This window comes from Marinoscillum sp. HNIBRBA16962 (genome assembly GCF_057801515.1).
The window spans coordinates 5,156,471-5,170,190 of the sequence record NZ_CM173603.1 but is presented as its reverse complement, the minus strand read 5'-3'; the positions used below and the strand labels follow the sequence as shown (position 1 = coordinate 5,170,190).

15 protein-coding genes and 4 tRNA genes are annotated in these 13,720 nt (G+C 42.2%); 13 read left to right on the top strand and 6 right to left on the bottom strand.

The features are described 5' to 3' along the window. Positions 1 to 43: 43 nt before the first annotated feature. Both ftsH and rsfS read right to left on the bottom strand, forming a co-directional pair. Positions 44 to 2,158 (bottom strand): ATP-dependent zinc metalloprotease FtsH, encoded by a 2,115-nt coding sequence (ftsH, locus tag AC3E9V_RS21620; RefSeq protein ID WP_488750248.1) that lies wholly within the window; start codon positions 2,156 to 2,158, stop codon positions 44 to 46. 42 nt (positions 2,159 to 2,200) lie between these two features. Beyond that, the gene (gene rsfS / locus AC3E9V_RS21615) at positions 2,201 to 2,581 is read right to left on the bottom strand and encodes a ribosome silencing factor (RefSeq protein WP_488750247.1); all 381 of its coding nucleotides are present in this window, start codon (positions 2,579 to 2,581) and stop codon (positions 2,201 to 2,203) included. A 47-nt stretch (positions 2,582 to 2,628) separates the two neighbouring features. On the opposite strand from rsfS, the gene AC3E9V_RS21610 reads away from it, so the two are divergent. The 3 genes from AC3E9V_RS21610 (at position 2,629) to AC3E9V_RS21600 (ending at position 6,202) form a co-directional block, all read left to right on the top strand. Further along, positions 2,629 to 3,390: a biotin--[acetyl-CoA-carboxylase] ligase gene (locus AC3E9V_RS21610; RefSeq protein WP_488750246.1), complete on the top strand. Its 762-nt coding sequence runs from the start codon at positions 2,629 to 2,631 to the stop codon at positions 3,388 to 3,390. A gap of 50 nt (positions 3,391 to 3,440) precedes the next feature. Next, a complete protein-coding gene (gene ahcY / locus AC3E9V_RS21605; RefSeq protein ID WP_488750245.1) occupies positions 3,441 to 4,748 on the top strand; it encodes an adenosylhomocysteinase in 1,308 nt (435 codons plus the stop codon). Between the two features lie 383 nt (positions 4,749 to 5,131). Next, positions 5,132 to 6,202, top strand: a complete 1,071-nt coding sequence (locus tag AC3E9V_RS21600) for a glycosyltransferase family 4 protein (RefSeq protein ID WP_488750244.1) — start codon at positions 5,132 to 5,134, stop codon at positions 6,200 to 6,202. Positions 6,203 to 6,410: 208 nt separating this feature from the next. On the opposite strand, the gene AC3E9V_RS21595 is transcribed toward AC3E9V_RS21600, so the two are convergent. Next, positions 6,411 to 7,175: a glycosyltransferase family 2 protein gene (locus tag AC3E9V_RS21595; RefSeq protein ID WP_488750243.1), complete on the bottom strand. Its 765-nt coding sequence runs from the start codon at positions 7,173 to 7,175 to the stop codon at positions 6,411 to 6,413. Positions 7,176 to 7,363: 188 nt separating this feature from the next. Between AC3E9V_RS21595 and AC3E9V_RS21590 the strand changes: the two genes are divergently transcribed. Genes AC3E9V_RS21590 through nadD form a run of 4 tightly spaced genes read left to right on the top strand, consistent with a single transcriptional unit; the run spans position 7,364 to position 9,392 of the window. Next, positions 7,364 to 7,948, top strand: a complete 585-nt coding sequence (locus AC3E9V_RS21590; RefSeq protein WP_488750242.1) for a sigma-70 family RNA polymerase sigma factor — start codon at positions 7,364 to 7,366, stop codon at positions 7,946 to 7,948. 41 nt (positions 7,949 to 7,989) lie between these two features. Further along, positions 7,990 to 8,256, top strand: coding sequence for a mycothiol system anti-sigma-R factor (gene rsrA, locus AC3E9V_RS21585; RefSeq protein ID WP_488750241.1), 267 nt, complete (start codon positions 7,990 to 7,992; stop codon positions 8,254 to 8,256). Between the two features lie 3 nt (positions 8,257 to 8,259). Beyond that, positions 8,260 to 8,823: a guanylate kinase gene (gene gmk, locus AC3E9V_RS21580; protein ID WP_488750240.1), complete on the top strand. Its 564-nt coding sequence runs from the start codon at positions 8,260 to 8,262 to the stop codon at positions 8,821 to 8,823. Then, positions 8,820 to 9,392, top strand: a complete 573-nt coding sequence (gene nadD, locus AC3E9V_RS21575) for a nicotinate (nicotinamide) nucleotide adenylyltransferase (protein WP_488750239.1) — start codon at positions 8,820 to 8,822, stop codon at positions 9,390 to 9,392. The genes gmk and nadD overlap by 4 nt, the downstream gene beginning before the upstream one ends. Position 9,393: 1 nt before the next feature. Here nadD and frr read toward each other — a convergent pair whose 3' ends face one another. The 3 genes from frr to AC3E9V_RS21560 all read right to left on the bottom strand — a co-directional run bounded on the left by frr (position 9,394) and on the right by AC3E9V_RS21560 (position 11,248). Beyond that, positions 9,394 to 9,954, bottom strand: coding sequence for a ribosome recycling factor (gene frr / locus AC3E9V_RS21570; protein ID WP_488750238.1), 561 nt, complete (start codon positions 9,952 to 9,954; stop codon positions 9,394 to 9,396). A 19-nt stretch (positions 9,955 to 9,973) separates the two neighbouring features. Further along, positions 9,974 to 10,678: a UMP kinase gene (gene pyrH / locus AC3E9V_RS21565; protein ID WP_488750237.1), complete on the bottom strand. Its 705-nt coding sequence runs from the start codon at positions 10,676 to 10,678 to the stop codon at positions 9,974 to 9,976. Positions 10,679 to 10,753: 75 nt separating this feature from the next. Next, on the bottom strand, positions 10,754 to 11,248 hold the full coding sequence (locus AC3E9V_RS21560) for an acyl-CoA carboxylase biotin carboxyl carrier protein subunit (RefSeq protein ID WP_488750236.1): 495 nt from the start codon (positions 11,246 to 11,248) through the stop codon (positions 10,754 to 10,756). A gap of 224 nt (positions 11,249 to 11,472) precedes the next feature. Here AC3E9V_RS21560 and AC3E9V_RS21555 point away from each other — a divergent pair. The 6 genes from AC3E9V_RS21555 (at position 11,473) to secE (ending at position 13,719) form a co-directional block, all read left to right on the top strand. Then, positions 11,473 to 11,555 (top strand) — tRNA-Tyr (locus AC3E9V_RS21555). Between the two features lie 86 nt (positions 11,556 to 11,641). After that, positions 11,642 to 11,714 (top strand) — tRNA-Gly (locus tag AC3E9V_RS21550). A gap of 117 nt (positions 11,715 to 11,831) precedes the next feature. After that, positions 11,832 to 11,903 (top strand) — tRNA-Thr (locus tag AC3E9V_RS21545). Positions 11,904 to 12,151: 248 nt separating this feature from the next. Then, positions 12,152 to 13,339 carry an elongation factor Tu gene (tuf, locus tag AC3E9V_RS21540; RefSeq protein WP_488750235.1) on the top strand — a complete coding sequence of 396 codons (1,188 nt, stop codon included), beginning with the start codon at positions 12,152 to 12,154 and terminating at the stop codon, positions 13,337 to 13,339. Positions 13,340 to 13,439: 100 nt separating this feature from the next. Next, positions 13,440 to 13,512, top strand: a tRNA-Trp gene (locus AC3E9V_RS21535). A 15-nt stretch (positions 13,513 to 13,527) separates the two neighbouring features. Then, the gene (gene secE, locus AC3E9V_RS21530; protein ID WP_488750234.1) at positions 13,528 to 13,719 is read left to right on the top strand and encodes a preprotein translocase subunit SecE; all 192 of its coding nucleotides are present in this window, start codon (positions 13,528 to 13,530) and stop codon (positions 13,717 to 13,719) included. The last annotated feature ends 1 nt before the right edge of the window (position 13,720 follow it).

Here is a 13,720-nt window from a genome sequence, read left to right as displayed (position 1 = left end):
TTTAGCGACTCCTCAATTATAAGTGAATGTGAATTAATTGTCTTTATTTTTTATCCTCAACCTCTTCTTCTTTTTCAGATTCAGAATCTTCCTTTTGAGGCTTTTCTTCTTTCTCTACTTCACTTTTCACGCTTTTCTTGATCTTTTCGATATCTTCCTTTTCTTCACCACTGGTTTTGTCCTCTTTTTCCTTTTCATCTGAGCCGTTAGTGAATCGCTGATAGGTTGTCTGATGCTCGAATGGGCGTTTGCCTATGAGTCTCTCCAGATCGTTTTGGAAGATGATCTCTTTTTCAAGAAGCTCTTTGGCAATAACCTCAAGCTCCTTTAACCGCTCTTTCAGGAGGGATTTGGTGCGTTCATAAGCCTGATCGACCAAAGCTTTTACCTCCTTATCGATTAGTTCAGCTGTGGCTTCCGAATAAGGCTTGGTGAAGTTGTACTCGGATTGCTTACTGTCATAGAAAGAGATATTGCCTATCTTATTATTCATTCCATAGACTGTCACAATACTATAAGCAAGCTTAGTAATACGCTCCAGGTCACTTAGTGCGCCGGTAGAGATTTTACCAAAAATCAGGTCCTCAGCGGCTCTTCCTCCGAGCGCCATACACATTTCATCCAATAGCTGTTCGGTCTGATAGAGAAACTGCTCTTTTGGCAGATACTGAGCATAACCGAGAGCTGCTACTCCTCGAGGCACGATACTTACTTTTACCAGAGGGTCGGCATGCTCCAGGAACCAGCCTGCTACAGCGTGGCCTGCCTCATGGTAAGCCACGATTTTCTTCTCTTCCGGAGAAATCAGTTTGTTCTTTTTCTCAAGTCCACCTATCACCCGGTCAATGGCATCCTGGAAGTCAGCCATATCTACCTGCTTCTTATTTCTTCTTGCAGCAATCAATGCAGCCTCGTTGCAAACATTGGCTATTTCAGCTCCGGCAAAACCTGGGGTTTGTGCAGCCAGTTTTTTTGGATCCACGTTCTCATGCAGCTTGATGGGCTTAAGGTGTACTTTAAAGATAGCTTCACGCCCTACAATGTCCGGCTTGTCAATACTGATCTGCCGGTCAAATCTTCCCGGACGGAGTAATGCGGTATCCAGTACATCAGGACGGTTAGTAGCTGCAAGGATAATTACACCCGAATCTGTAGAGAAACCGTCCATCTCTACCAGCAATGAGTTCAATGTATTTTCTCGTTCATCATTGGAGCCGGGCATCTGTCCCCTTCCCCGGGAACGGCCTATCGCATCTATCTCATCAATGAAAACAATACAAGGCGCTTTTTCTTTGGCTTGCTTGAATAAGTCACGTACACGAGCAGCTCCTACCCCTACAAACATTTCCACAAAGTCAGATCCGGACAGGGTAAAGAACGGTACTCCTGCTTCTCCTGCCACCGCCTTGGCAAGTAATGTTTTTCCTGTACCCGGAGGTCCTACCAGTAATGCACCTTTAGGGATTTTACCTCCTAGTTTTGTAAACTTACCAGGGTTTTTAAGAAATTCTACAATCTCTTTAATTTCCTCTTTAGCTTCTTCGAGTCCTGCAGCGTCAGCGAAGGTGATTTTCACTTTGTTTTCAGCGTCAAATAATGCGGCCCGCGATTTTCCAATGTTAAAGATCTGTCCGCCGGGACCACCGCCTCCGGTCATTCTCCGCATCAGAAACCAAAACCCGAAAATGATCAGGAATAAAAAGCCCCAGTTAAAGAAAATAGTGGTAAAATCAGACCGCTCCTCTACCTCGTAACCAATTCGCTGGTCTTCAGGCAGACTCTCATTGATATCTTCAAAGTTTCTGATAAAGGTATCAGTACTTGCGATGTTGAAGTAATACTGAGGGCCACCTCCGCCAAGTGAAAATGGTGACTGCTCTTCAAGCTCAATCTTATACTTGGTGTTTTGAAGAGCTTCTTCTTTCAGAGTTACTTCTACCATGTCCTGGTTTTTGATCAGAACCACGCGCTTCACGTCATTAGCGAGCACCATTTGCTCGAAACGCTTATCGGTGATTTTGATCGCAGAGTTGCTTCTGCTGAAATACGTAAATCCAAATACGATGGTAATCAGGGCTACGATAATCAGTAGCTGGTAATTAGGTCTGTTTGGCTTGCCACCCATAATGGGTTTTTTCTGTCTAGGTTTATCCGCCATTATTTTTTTCTAAGTTTACTTCCTTAACGCTTACAGATGGATTTAGTTCTCTTCAGAAATGCTTGTCATTTTAGCATCGCCCCAGAGCTCTTCCAGGCCATAAAACGTCCTTTTTTCTTTATTAAATACATGGGCTACTACATCTACATAGTCTATTAAGACCCATTCTTTATTTTGTTTTCCTTCGGTTTTCCAGGGATTTTGTTTTGAGTGTTTAAAGACCTGCTCTTCTATGGAGTCGGATATCGCGTCGATCTGAGTGTCAGAATTTCCGGAGCAAACTACAAAATAGTCAGCAATAGCACTTTGTACCCCCCTCATATCCATCACCACTACACTGGAAGCTTTCTTCTCCAACATCCCTTGCACCACAAGATCACTTAATTCACTGGAATTTATTGCTTCCTTTGCCTTAGTCTGCATTCATTGATAGTTTATGATAATTTTATCCACAAAAATACGAATATAAGTTGCATAAATACTTTGCCAAACCCCTATTTCTGGGTAAAAACGTTGAATTCCTGCCAGAATGTCATTCAACAAATGACGAGCTGAACAAAAGAGTCAAAAATAGTGACATTTCCGAAGGGTTTTTAATTTATGCCGATCATCAGGTGAAAGGTAAAGGCCAGCGGGGAAATGTATGGGTGAGCGAGCCTGGGAAAAATCTATTGTTTTCCTTTCTTCTTAAGCCCACCTTTCTGATTCCCAAACAATCCTTTTTTTTAAACATCATTGCGGGTTTGGCTGTGGTGAAGGCTCTGAGCCAATTTGTAAATAGAAACAGGTTAACACTTAAGTGGCCCAATGATACATTTATAGATGACAGAAAGGTGGCTGGTATCCTGGTGGAAACATCCATTGAGCCTTTACAGATTTCTACGGCTGCTGTGGGTATAGGCATCAATGTCAATCAGGATTTTTTTCCGCTTCCGTCAGCTACTTCTCTTAAAATGGAGCTTAATCGGTCATTCGACCGGGAATCTTTACTGGAAGACCTCCTGGTGGCTTTTGAGGGATATTACCTCTCTCTAAGAGGAGGGAGGAAGGATCGAATTATCGCTGAGTACTATGAGAACATGAGATGGAGAGGGGAGAACCGTTCGTTTCAGTCAAAGGATGGAGTATTTGAAGGGGAAATTATCGGGATTGATGAAGTTGGTAAATTGGTTGTGAAAACAAACAATCGTACACGAAGTTTCGACATGAAAGAGATTAAATTTCTTCACTGAAATTCCATCCGAATAATTTAACTAATTTTGCGCTGTTAAAAACATAAGACATGATTGAGGAAAAGCTAAACTACAAGGTAAAAGATATTAATCTGGCAGAATGGGGCCGAAATGAAATCAGACTGGCAGAGGCCGAAATGCCCGGTTTGATGTCACTGAGAGAAGAATATGGTGCCTCTAAGCCATTAAAAGGGGCACGTATTGCAGGGTGTCTGCATATGACCATCCAGACCGCAGTATTGATTGAGACATTGGAGGAGCTGGGAGCTGAAGTTACCTGGTCGTCATGTAATATTTTCTCTACACAGGATCATGCGGCAGCAGCGATTGCCAAAGCAGGCATCCCCGTATATGCGTGGAAAGGCATGAATGCCGAGGAATTCAACTGGTGCATTGAGCAGACGCTTTTTGCTTTTGAAGGAGGTAAACCATTAAACATGATCCTGGATGATGGAGGAGACCTTACCAATATGGTTTTGGATAACTATCCGGAGCTGGTAAAAGACATTAAAGGCCTTTCTGAAGAGACCACCACAGGAGTTCACAGGCTATATGAACGCATGAAGAAAGGCACCTTGCCCCTTCCTGCAATCAATGTGAATGATTCAGTAACCAAGTCAAAATTTGACAACAAATACGGATGTAAAGAATCACTTGTAGATGCAATCAGAAGGGCCACTGATATTATGCTTGCGGGTAAGGTGGCAGTTGTAGCAGGATATGGTGATGTAGGAAAAGGTTCGGCAGCTTCTCTGAGAGGCGCTGGCGTACGAGTCATCGTTACGGAGATTGATCCTATTTGTGCGCTTCAGGCAGCTATGGATGGCTATGAGGTGAAAAAGATGGTGGATGCAATCCCAAGAGCAGATATTGTGGTCACAGCTACAGGTAATAAGGACATTATTACAGGGGAGCATTTCAAGCTGATGCATGATAAAACGATCGTCTGCAACATCGGTCATTTTGACAATGAAATAGATATTGCATGGCTGAATAAAAATTATGGAGACAGCAAAGTAGAGATCAAGCCTCAGGTGGATCTTTATAATGTAGAAGGAAATGAGCTTATTGTGCTGGCGGAAGGAAGATTAGTGAATTTAGGTTGTGCTACCGGTCACCCTTCATTCGTAATGTCCAACTCATTTACTAACCAGACGCTGGCCCAGATTGAGTTGTGGAACAACAGTGATAAGTATGAAAATGCTGTGTATACATTACCCAAGCATTTGGATGAAAAAGTTGCTGCTTTACACTTAGCCAAAATCGGTGTTGAGTTGGATACGCTTACTGCTGACCAGGCAGAATATATTGGTGTAACAGTGGAAGGACCATTTAAGCCTGAACATTACAGGTATTAATCCTACTTTGCCAACTTTTGTTACACAATCATAATGGAGTATTGGGTTGATACAAATATTCCCTCTTCTGTAAAAGGGGCCGATGGGGGTTATAGAAAATTCATCAATCCCATTCTCCATTACCGGCTTAATCGCAACTTGACAAAACCGCTAATAGATACGAATTTTATGTTGAAAGCTGTTCCTGGTAACTTAAAAGGAGCAGTTTTTTTTTGTTTTAGAACGGAGCAGTTTCCCCATGACATTTTCTTGGGCTGTTGCTGTACCAATGACGTGTTTGTGAAAGGTGCTGTATTTCAGGAATTTACAGATTAGTCATTAGCCAATTTGTGGCCTCATCTAAAGAGGATGGCCTCTTGAAACATCTATGATTGTCATGATTCATGAAAGTACTTTTGACCACATATCAGGGTGGCATAGCCGGATCCACTTTTTCGATTTTTTACCTGGCGAAAGGTCTGGCGGCAAAAGGTCATGAAGTACATGTAGCAGGAAAGCTCGATACGGAATTACACAGAAAAGTCTCACAAGAGCCTGCACTACGTTTTCATCACATTCCTTTTAATAGCTATGTCGATTTACAGTCTGTAGCTACGCTGGCTACTTTGGTGAAAGCATACCAGATAGAAATAATAAATGCTCAGTCGGGTTTAGATCGCACAGCTGTCATTCTGACGAGATGGTTTTATAAAATTCCAGGCACCATAGTTTTTACCAGAAGGCAGCGACCCAGAGATGAACCCTGGCTAAAAAGATGGTTTCATCTGAGTGCGGTAAAGAGGATCGTTTTAGTAAGTGAGGGAGTGAGGGAGTTATTTATTAAGAAAGGTTATCCTGCTGAGAAGCTGATCACCATTAATAATGGCGTGTCGCCGGAGATCGTTTCCTCAGTAGAGGATCACCGGATAAGTGCTCTTAAGGAAGAGTTGAAACTAACCGGTCCGGTCATAGGATGTGTTTCACGACTGAAAAAACAGGCTCAGCTGGTAGCAGCACTATCATTTCTTCCCGAAAACTTAACGGTTCTCTTTGTGGGTATTGAACGTTCACAATTGAAGGCAGCTATTCATACACACAAGCCAAAGCAACGTTTGATTTTTACAGGAAGGCTACCAAGGCATGAAGCTTTGGCATATTACCGCCTAATGGATGTGAAAGTTCTTCCATCCGAAGATGGTTTTGGGCTGGTGCTGGTAGAGGCTATGCTTTTTGGGGTACCAGTCATCGGCACCAATAAGGCAGGGATAAAATATGTTATTGAAGACAGAGTGTCCGGACTCCTCTACAAAGATGGTGACGTGAAGCACCTGGCGGAAAATATCAGAAAAGTACTCGATGATCCCGACCTACGCAATCGACTTATTAAAAACGGGCATCAGAGAGCTAAATATTTTTCAATGGATCAAACAGTCAACAACTATGAGAAGTTGTTTCATGCATTGTTGACTAAATAGTGTTTGTTCATAAAGTAAGCTTAGTGAGAAAAAGAGAAACAAAAATACCAATATTCCCCTTTTGCCGAAGGCATCCCTTTCGGGGAAGAAAAAGGGGTGAAGGGGAATGTTAGTATGAAATTCATTTTTTGTTTCTCTTTTTTGGACTTTATAGACAACCTTTAAATAGCCTTTAAAGGGTTTTATGCCAGGGTTAAATTTTTTGTTATCAGGCGTCCATACCTTCCCCTCTTTGTAATCTCCAGATTTTTAATGAGCGGAGGAATACCGTGTAAGCTCCAAATACAGACACTATAAAACCTACTTTGCCATCCAAGAATCCAAGCGAAAGAAAATAATGTTTGAAAAACCGGAAAGCAGGTTTTATCAGAAGATGGTACATGGTGATAGTATGCACTTTGGATAATCGGTCACGGGCTCCCCAGGTGGTGTATCGATCAATCTTCTCCAGGTATCTCTGTAGACCATTATTGTAAGTATTGTGGATGATAGGTGCTTTTAGCCAGCCTACAGACCCGTTTGTTTGAATCTCTGCGTGGACATGCCGGTCCTCGTACCTGCAGGAGTCTTTGCGAAACAGACGAATTACCTTATCCCTGCCCAAAACATGTTTGAGCTTTTTCTCCATAAAGTAGTTTTCACGCCTTATCCAATAGGCATCGTGTGCTGGTTTACCTTCTACAGTTTCCTGTACTTCTAATTTTAGCTCGGGAGTGGCTATTTCATCCGCATCCAGTAGAAAGACCCATTTGTGTGTGGCTTGAGGTATTGCCCGATTTTTTTGATTAGCAGAATTTATATACTCATGCTGCAGGATTTTTACCGGATATTCCCGAGCTATTTCAAGGGTGCCATCCGTACTGAACGAATCAATCAGAATGATTTCATCAGCCCATGTTACGGATTTTAAGGCCGTTTCTATGTTCTTTTCCTCGTTGAAGGTAGGGATAATGACTGATATTGGCGTTTTCATATTAGGGAAACAGCAAAACTAAGGTATTAGAAATACGTTTCACCCAGGACATTTTGCTTATTTAGAATAATTATAAACAAACTTCCTGCATCATCGTAAATATCTGTAGATACACAGGAAGTATATTAAAACAAATCCGGTAGTATTTTAATTTCGTTATATATAGCATGCAGGAGGTAATAAATAAAATGAGTGAAGATAAGCCCATAAAACACGAGTACTCCGATAGAGAGCGTATGAGCATCTTTGATAATGAGTTTCTCCCTCATTTGGATGCAATGTACAATTTCGCTTATCGGCTTACTTTTGACCAGGACGATGCAAAGGACCTGGTACAGGACACCTATATGAAGGCATACCGCTTTATTAATTCTTTTCAGCAAGGAACTAATGCGAAAGCCTGGCTCTACAGGATCCTTAAAAACAGTTTCATCAACGATTTTCGAAAGAGGAGTAAGGAGCCCTCAAAAGTAGATTATCAGGAAGTAGAGAACTTCTACAATTCCGATAGTGTTGATGAAAGCAGAACAGTTGACTTACGGGTTGACACTGTAAAGGATATGATAGGGGACGAGGTTACAAATGCCTTAAATTCCCTTGCAATTGATTTCAGAACAGTTATTATCTTGTGTGATCTGGAAGGCTTTACTTACGAGGAAATGGCCAAGATCCTGGATATTCCTATCGGTACAGTAAGGTCACGATTACACAGGGCAAGAAATCTTTTAAAAGAAAAACTCTCAACATACGCTGAAAGTATGGGGTATAAATAAATTTTTTAGTTACTTCGTTTTTTGGAAACATTAGCATCACAATGACAGATACCTCGGAAAAGAACGGAAAAGACGGTTGTGCAGAATTTGACAAATGTTTGGAGATTTTATACCTAATGCTGGATAATGAGGCCAGTAAGGAGCAGGAAGCATACCTAAACAATCATTTGGATCATTGTATGGTATGCTTTGAGCAGTACAAGGTAGAAAAGCAGATAAGAGAGCTGCTTCGTACCAAATGTGCCAACCTGCCGGTACCCAGGGATCTGGAGCAAACCATTCGTACCAAGGTATTTCAATCCGCCTGACCTATGGGCAAAGCAATTATTTTCTGTGCACCATCCGGTGCTGGAAAAACAACTATCGTAAAGCATCTCATAAAACAAATCCCCAGCCTGAAGTTTTCCATCTCGGCAACTACCCGTAAACGGAGAGAAGGTATCGAAGAAGATGGAAAAGATTATTATTTTCTTACCCGTGAAGAATTTGAAAACCGTTTGGCAAAGAATGAGTTGTACGAGTGGCAGGAGGTATACACAGGTACATTTTATGGAACCCTGAGGTCAGAAGTAGACCGGATATGGTCTTCGGGAAACCACGTGATTTTTGATGTGGATGTAATAGGGGGGATCAATCTGAAAAAATCCCTGGGGGATAAAGCTCTTGCAGTCTTCGTAAGTGTGGAAAATGTAGACGTACTCAGAGAAAGGTTGGAAAAACGAAACACCGAAACCAGCGAATCCCTGGAAAAGCGTGTAGGAAAAGCAGCCGAAGAAATGAAGTATGCAGACTCCTTTGATTATGTCCTGATCAACCGGGATCTGGAATCTGCTTTTCAGGAAGCAGAAGAAGTAGTAAAATCATTTTTGTCATGAAGGTTGGGTTGTTTTTTGGTTCTTTTAACCCTATTCATATCGGGCATTTGATCATAGCCAATATTGTCCACGAGGTTGCCGGTGTAGATGAGGTTTGGTTCATCGTCTCTCCGCAGAATCCACTCAAGAAAAACAAAAACTTGCTGCATGAATTTGACCGGATGGATCTGGTGGAGGCCGCAATTGCCGATGATTATCATTTTAAAGCCAGCGATGTTGAGTTTCACATGCCAAGGCCCAGCTATACAGTAGACACACTTGCAGTACTTTCTGAGAAATACCCTGATCATCAATTCAAGCTGATAATAGGAGAGGACAACCTTTCCTCTTTTCCAAAATGGAAGAACCATCACGTGATCCTGGAGCAATATGGGCTGATCGTGTATCCCCGCCCCGATGCAAAACCCAGTTCACTGAAGGAGCACACCCATGTTAAAATGATCGATGCACCGAAAATGGACATTTCAGCCACACTGATCAGAAAAATGATCCGCGCCAATAAGTCTGTTAAATACCTTGTGCCGACTGCCGTGGAGGAAATGATCCGGTCCAGAAAATTATTTTTTTGAGTTATATCGTCATGATATCCTTCTCCTTCTTTGCGAGAAGATCATCAAGTTTTGTAGTATGACTGTCTGTGATTTTCTGCACTTCATCTTCAGCTCCTTTTACGGCATCTTCAGACACCCCGTCTTTCAAAAGCTTCTTTAGCGAGTCATTCACTTCCTTTCGGACATTGCGGATACTCACCTTGCCGTTTTCGATCTCAGCTTTTGCCTGCTTTACAAGAGTCAGCCTTCTTTCCTCGGTTAGAGGCGGTATGTTGATGCGGATAAGCTCGCCATCATTTTGTGGTGTAAATCCAAGGTTGGCGTTGATGATGGCCCGTTCAATATCCGCTATGATCTTCTTTTCGAATGGCTTGATACTGATTGTTCGGGCATCCGGTGCAGTAACTGATGATACTTGATTCAGAGGGGTCATAGCACCATAATATTCTATTTCCAGACCATCCAGCATATTTGGCATGGCTTTACCAGCCCGTATTTTAGACAATTCACTGTTTGTATGACTGACAGCTTTGTCCATCATTTCTTTGGCGTGCTCCAGATAAAAATCAATATCGTCCATTTTTATATTGTTTTTTAAATCAATTGATTAAAGTTCCAACTTCTTTACCTTCCATTATGTTGAGCAGGTTGCCTGCCTTATTCATATCAAAGACAATAATAGGCAGTCCATTCTCCATACAAAGTGTGAAAGCAGTCATATCCATGATGCTCAACCCCTTTTCATAGGCTTCCTGGAAGGTGACATTTTCATATTTGGTAGCATCAGGGTCTTTTTCCGGGTCAGATGTATATACACCGTCTACCCTTGTACCTTTCAGGACTACATCTGCTTCTATTTCAATAGCCCTGAGGCTCGCTGTAGAATCTGTCGTAAAATAAGGATTGCCTATACCTGCGCCGAAAATGACGATCCTGCCTTTCTCCAGGTGTCTTATAGCTCTGCGTCGGATAAATGGTTCGCACACCTGCTCCATTTTCAGGCCGGACATCAATCTTGTGTACATCCCATGTTTTTCCAGGGCACTTTGTAGTGCCATCGCGTTGATAACTGTGGCAAGCATACCCATGTAATCACCCTGAACACGATCAATGCCTGATTTTTCGCCATCCACACCTCTGAATATATTTCCTCCGCCAATTACAATGGCGAGTTCAAGACCTTTTTCATGTACTCTCTTTATTTCCTCAGCGTATTGTTCCAGTCTGTTTGAATCAATTCCATGTTGCTTATCGCCCATCAGCGCTTCGCCGCTAAGTTTCAGGAGTACTCTTTTATACTTCATAGAGGTTTACAGGTGTTTCTGGTTAAAATTTCACAAAAATATAAACATTATACTACCATTTAAATTTTGAGCATTTTAAAATGACAGCAGGGAGAAATTTTTTTCCACGTTGTCTCCTGGTTTTACATGAACAGCTGTTACAGTTCCATCCACTGGAGACTTGATCACATTTTCCATTTTCATTGCTTCCAGAATGATAAGTTTATCCCCCTTTTTCACTTCATCACCTTCCTTTACAGCTACCTCCAGTATTGCACCGGGCATTGGAGCGATGATCTCATCTATGGTATCTTCAGCTTCCATATCCATGCCCAGTTCTTCCAGGATTTGAGAGATATGGTCCTTCACGGTTAGGTCCATATCCTGCCCATTGATGTTTACCCGGAGGTTGGGAGGGTTATCTTCCAGAACCTTTACTTCGTAAACACTGCTATTGTAATAGAGGAGGTAATTATTGTCATTTATTTTTCTCAGCGAGTAGGATAGAGAATCTTTGCCGATCGAAACAACCTTTTCTTTTTCGGTGATCTCAAATTCTTCCGTTTCGTTTACGACTACTTTTAATTGCATCAGGGGTGCTAAATTTTATGAGATGCTATTATAAGTAAAATAATCTGAAACCCCGTTTAAAAGGTGAATTACGCCCTTTAAAGACGTGTTTTTATTTCCCGGAAAAATCATTTCCATATTTACTGGTAAAAATTTGATAAAAATAAAAAAGCGTATAATTTTGCATTCCCTTTTTCGGGGATATACCGGCAAAGGGAAGTACTTTGATACGATTGAGATCAGTTGGGGGGATACCAAAGCGGCCAACTGGGACGGACTGTAAATCCGTTGACTTATGTCTTCGCAGGTTCGAATCCTGCTCCCCCCACAGTGTACTCCGAAGCTTTAGCGAAGGAGTGCATGTTGCCGAAGTTTGAGCTGGTTGTATACCTTCGCTAAAGTTTCGGTGCACAAGCGGGTGTAGCTCAGTTGGTAGAGCGACAGCCTTCCAAGCTGTAGGTCGCGGGTTCGAGCCTCGTCACCCGCTCTGAATATCAGAGCGGATCAATTGTCTCTGATACTCAATCCTGGCATCACTCTGAGTCACTCAGAGACTTGCCACTCAATGAATGTATCAAAGTATATTGATATCTTGTCCCAAGAAGCCGATGTAGCTCAGGGGTAGAGTGCTTCCTTGGTAAGGAAGAGGTCACGGGTTCAAATCCCGTCATTGGCTCTGGTTTTTGAGAAGGGTCGAGAAAACCGGGAGGTAATGAAAAGAGGGTTCTGCCACAGGCATCCCTTTATCCAAAGGACGCCTTTGGAGTGGGAAAATCCCGTCATTGGCTCTGGTTTTTTGACAGGCGTCGGAAGCTGGGGAACTTGATATGTCACAGTAACTGGATGTCAGTTGGCATCCATTAGTTGTATTTACTGACACATTATAAAATTATTATTTAGAAATTAAACCGAGGATTATCAGACATGGCTAAAGAAACCTATGATCGTTCAAAACCGCACGTTAATATCGGTACAATTGGTCACGTTGACCATGGTAAGACCACATTGACTGCAGCAATCTCTGCGGTTCTTTCAGGAAAAGGACTTGCAGAACTTAAAGACTTTTCAGCTATTGATAACGCTCCTGAGGAAAAAGAAAGGGGTATCACTATCAATAGTTCACACATTGAGTACCAAACAGAGAAAAGACACTACGCTCACGTAGACTGTCCTGGTCACGCTGACTATGTAAAGAACATGGTAACTGGTGCGGCTCAGATGGACGGTGCTATCATAGTGGTAGCTGCTACTGACGGACCTATGCCTCAGACTCGAGAGCACATCCTTCTTTCTCGTCAGGTAGGTGTACCTGCACTTGTGGTATTCATGAACAAGGTTGACCTGGTTGATGATCCTGAGCTACTTGAGCTTGTTGAGATGGAGATCAGAGAGCTTCTCTCTGATTATGATTTCCCAGGTGATGACATTCCTGTCATCCAGGGTTCTGCTCTTGGTGCACTTAATGGTGAAGCTAAGTGGGTAGAAAAAGTAGAAGAGCTGATGACGGCTGTGGATGAGTATATCCCACTTCCTGAGCGAGCTATAGATAAAGATTTCCTTATGCCGGTTGAGGATGTGTTCTCAATCACAGGTCGAGGTACTGTTGCTACAGGTAGAATTGAGAGAGGAGTGATCAATACCGGAGATGCAGTAGATATCATCGGTATGGGTGCTGAAGGAATGAAGTCTACAATCACTGGAGTAGAGATGTTCCGTAAAATATTGGACCGAGGTGAAGCTGGAGATAACGTAGGTCTTCTTCTTAGAGGAATTGAGAAGTCTGAAATCAGAAGAGGTATGATTATCTGTAAGCCTGGTTCAGTGACTCCTCACGCTCACTTCAAAGCAGAGGTATACGTACTTTCAAAAGAAGAAGGTGGTCGACACACTCCTTTCTTCAACAAGTACAGACCTCAGTTCTATCTTCGAACTACTGACGTAACTGGTGAGATCAAACTTCCTGAAAACGTGGAAATGGTTATGCCAGGTGATAACGTAACTATCGAAGTGAACCTGATCAGCAAAGTAGCCCTTGAAAAAGGTCTTCGATTTGCGATCAGAGAAGGTGGCCGTACTGTTGGTTCAGGGCAGGTTACAGAAATACTTGACTAATACGATTCAACGTGCGATCTGGAATTAGTTTCAGATCGCATTTGTTTATACAATCTAATTAATCTAACTTTGCAGTCCTTTTTGGGCTGCATGCTTTTTTACGGGTGTAGCTCAATTGGTAGAGTAGTGGTCTCCAAAACCATTGGTTGGGGGTTCGAGTCCCTCCTCCCGTGCAACTGAAAATAACGATGAAGAAAGTTATTACATTCTTTAAAGAAGCATACGACGAGCTCTTGCACAAAGTGACATGGCCGAAGTACGCTGACTTGCAAAACAGCAGTGTTTTGGTTTTAGTAGCTTCTTTGATTTTTGCTCTGATGATTGGGCTTTTCGACTATGGTTTCGAAAATGCCATGAAATGGTTTTATAACGAATTTTAGA

Excerpts from the sequence above, each read along its gene's own strand:
- ftsH (WP_488750248.1), bottom strand. The coding sequence starts at position 2,158 with ATGGCGGATAAACCTAGACAGAAAAAACCCATTATGGGTGGCAAGCCA.
- rsfS (WP_488750247.1), bottom strand. The coding sequence starts at position 2,581 with ATGCAGACTAAGGCAAAGGAAGCAATAAATTCCAGTGAATTAAGTGAT.
- ahcY (WP_488750245.1), top strand. The coding sequence starts at position 3,441 with ATGATTGAGGAAAAGCTAAACTACAAGGTAAAAGATATTAATCTGGCA.
- AC3E9V_RS21600 (WP_488750244.1), top strand. The coding sequence starts at position 5,132 with ATGAAAGTACTTTTGACCACATATCAGGGTGGCATAGCCGGATCCACT.
- AC3E9V_RS21595 (WP_488750243.1), bottom strand. The coding sequence starts at position 7,175 with ATGAAAACGCCAATATCAGTCATTATCCCTACCTTCAACGAGGAAAAG.
- AC3E9V_RS21590 (WP_488750242.1), top strand. The coding sequence starts at position 7,364 with ATGAGTGAAGATAAGCCCATAAAACACGAGTACTCCGATAGAGAGCGT.
- rsrA (WP_488750241.1), top strand. The coding sequence starts at position 7,990 with ATGACAGATACCTCGGAAAAGAACGGAAAAGACGGTTGTGCAGAATTT.
- gmk (WP_488750240.1), top strand. The coding sequence starts at position 8,260 with ATGGGCAAAGCAATTATTTTCTGTGCACCATCCGGTGCTGGAAAAACA.
- nadD (WP_488750239.1), top strand. The coding sequence starts at position 8,820 with ATGAAGGTTGGGTTGTTTTTTGGTTCTTTTAACCCTATTCATATCGGG.
- frr (WP_488750238.1), bottom strand. The coding sequence starts at position 9,954 with ATGGACGATATTGATTTTTATCTGGAGCACGCCAAAGAAATGATGGAC.
- pyrH (WP_488750237.1), bottom strand. The coding sequence starts at position 10,678 with ATGAAGTATAAAAGAGTACTCCTGAAACTTAGCGGCGAAGCGCTGATG.
- AC3E9V_RS21560 (WP_488750236.1), bottom strand. The coding sequence starts at position 11,248 with ATGCAATTAAAAGTAGTCGTAAACGAAACGGAAGAATTTGAGATCACC.
- tuf (WP_488750235.1), top strand. The coding sequence starts at position 12,152 with ATGGCTAAAGAAACCTATGATCGTTCAAAACCGCACGTTAATATCGGT.
- secE (WP_488750234.1), top strand. The coding sequence starts at position 13,528 with ATGAAGAAAGTTATTACATTCTTTAAAGAAGCATACGACGAGCTCTTG.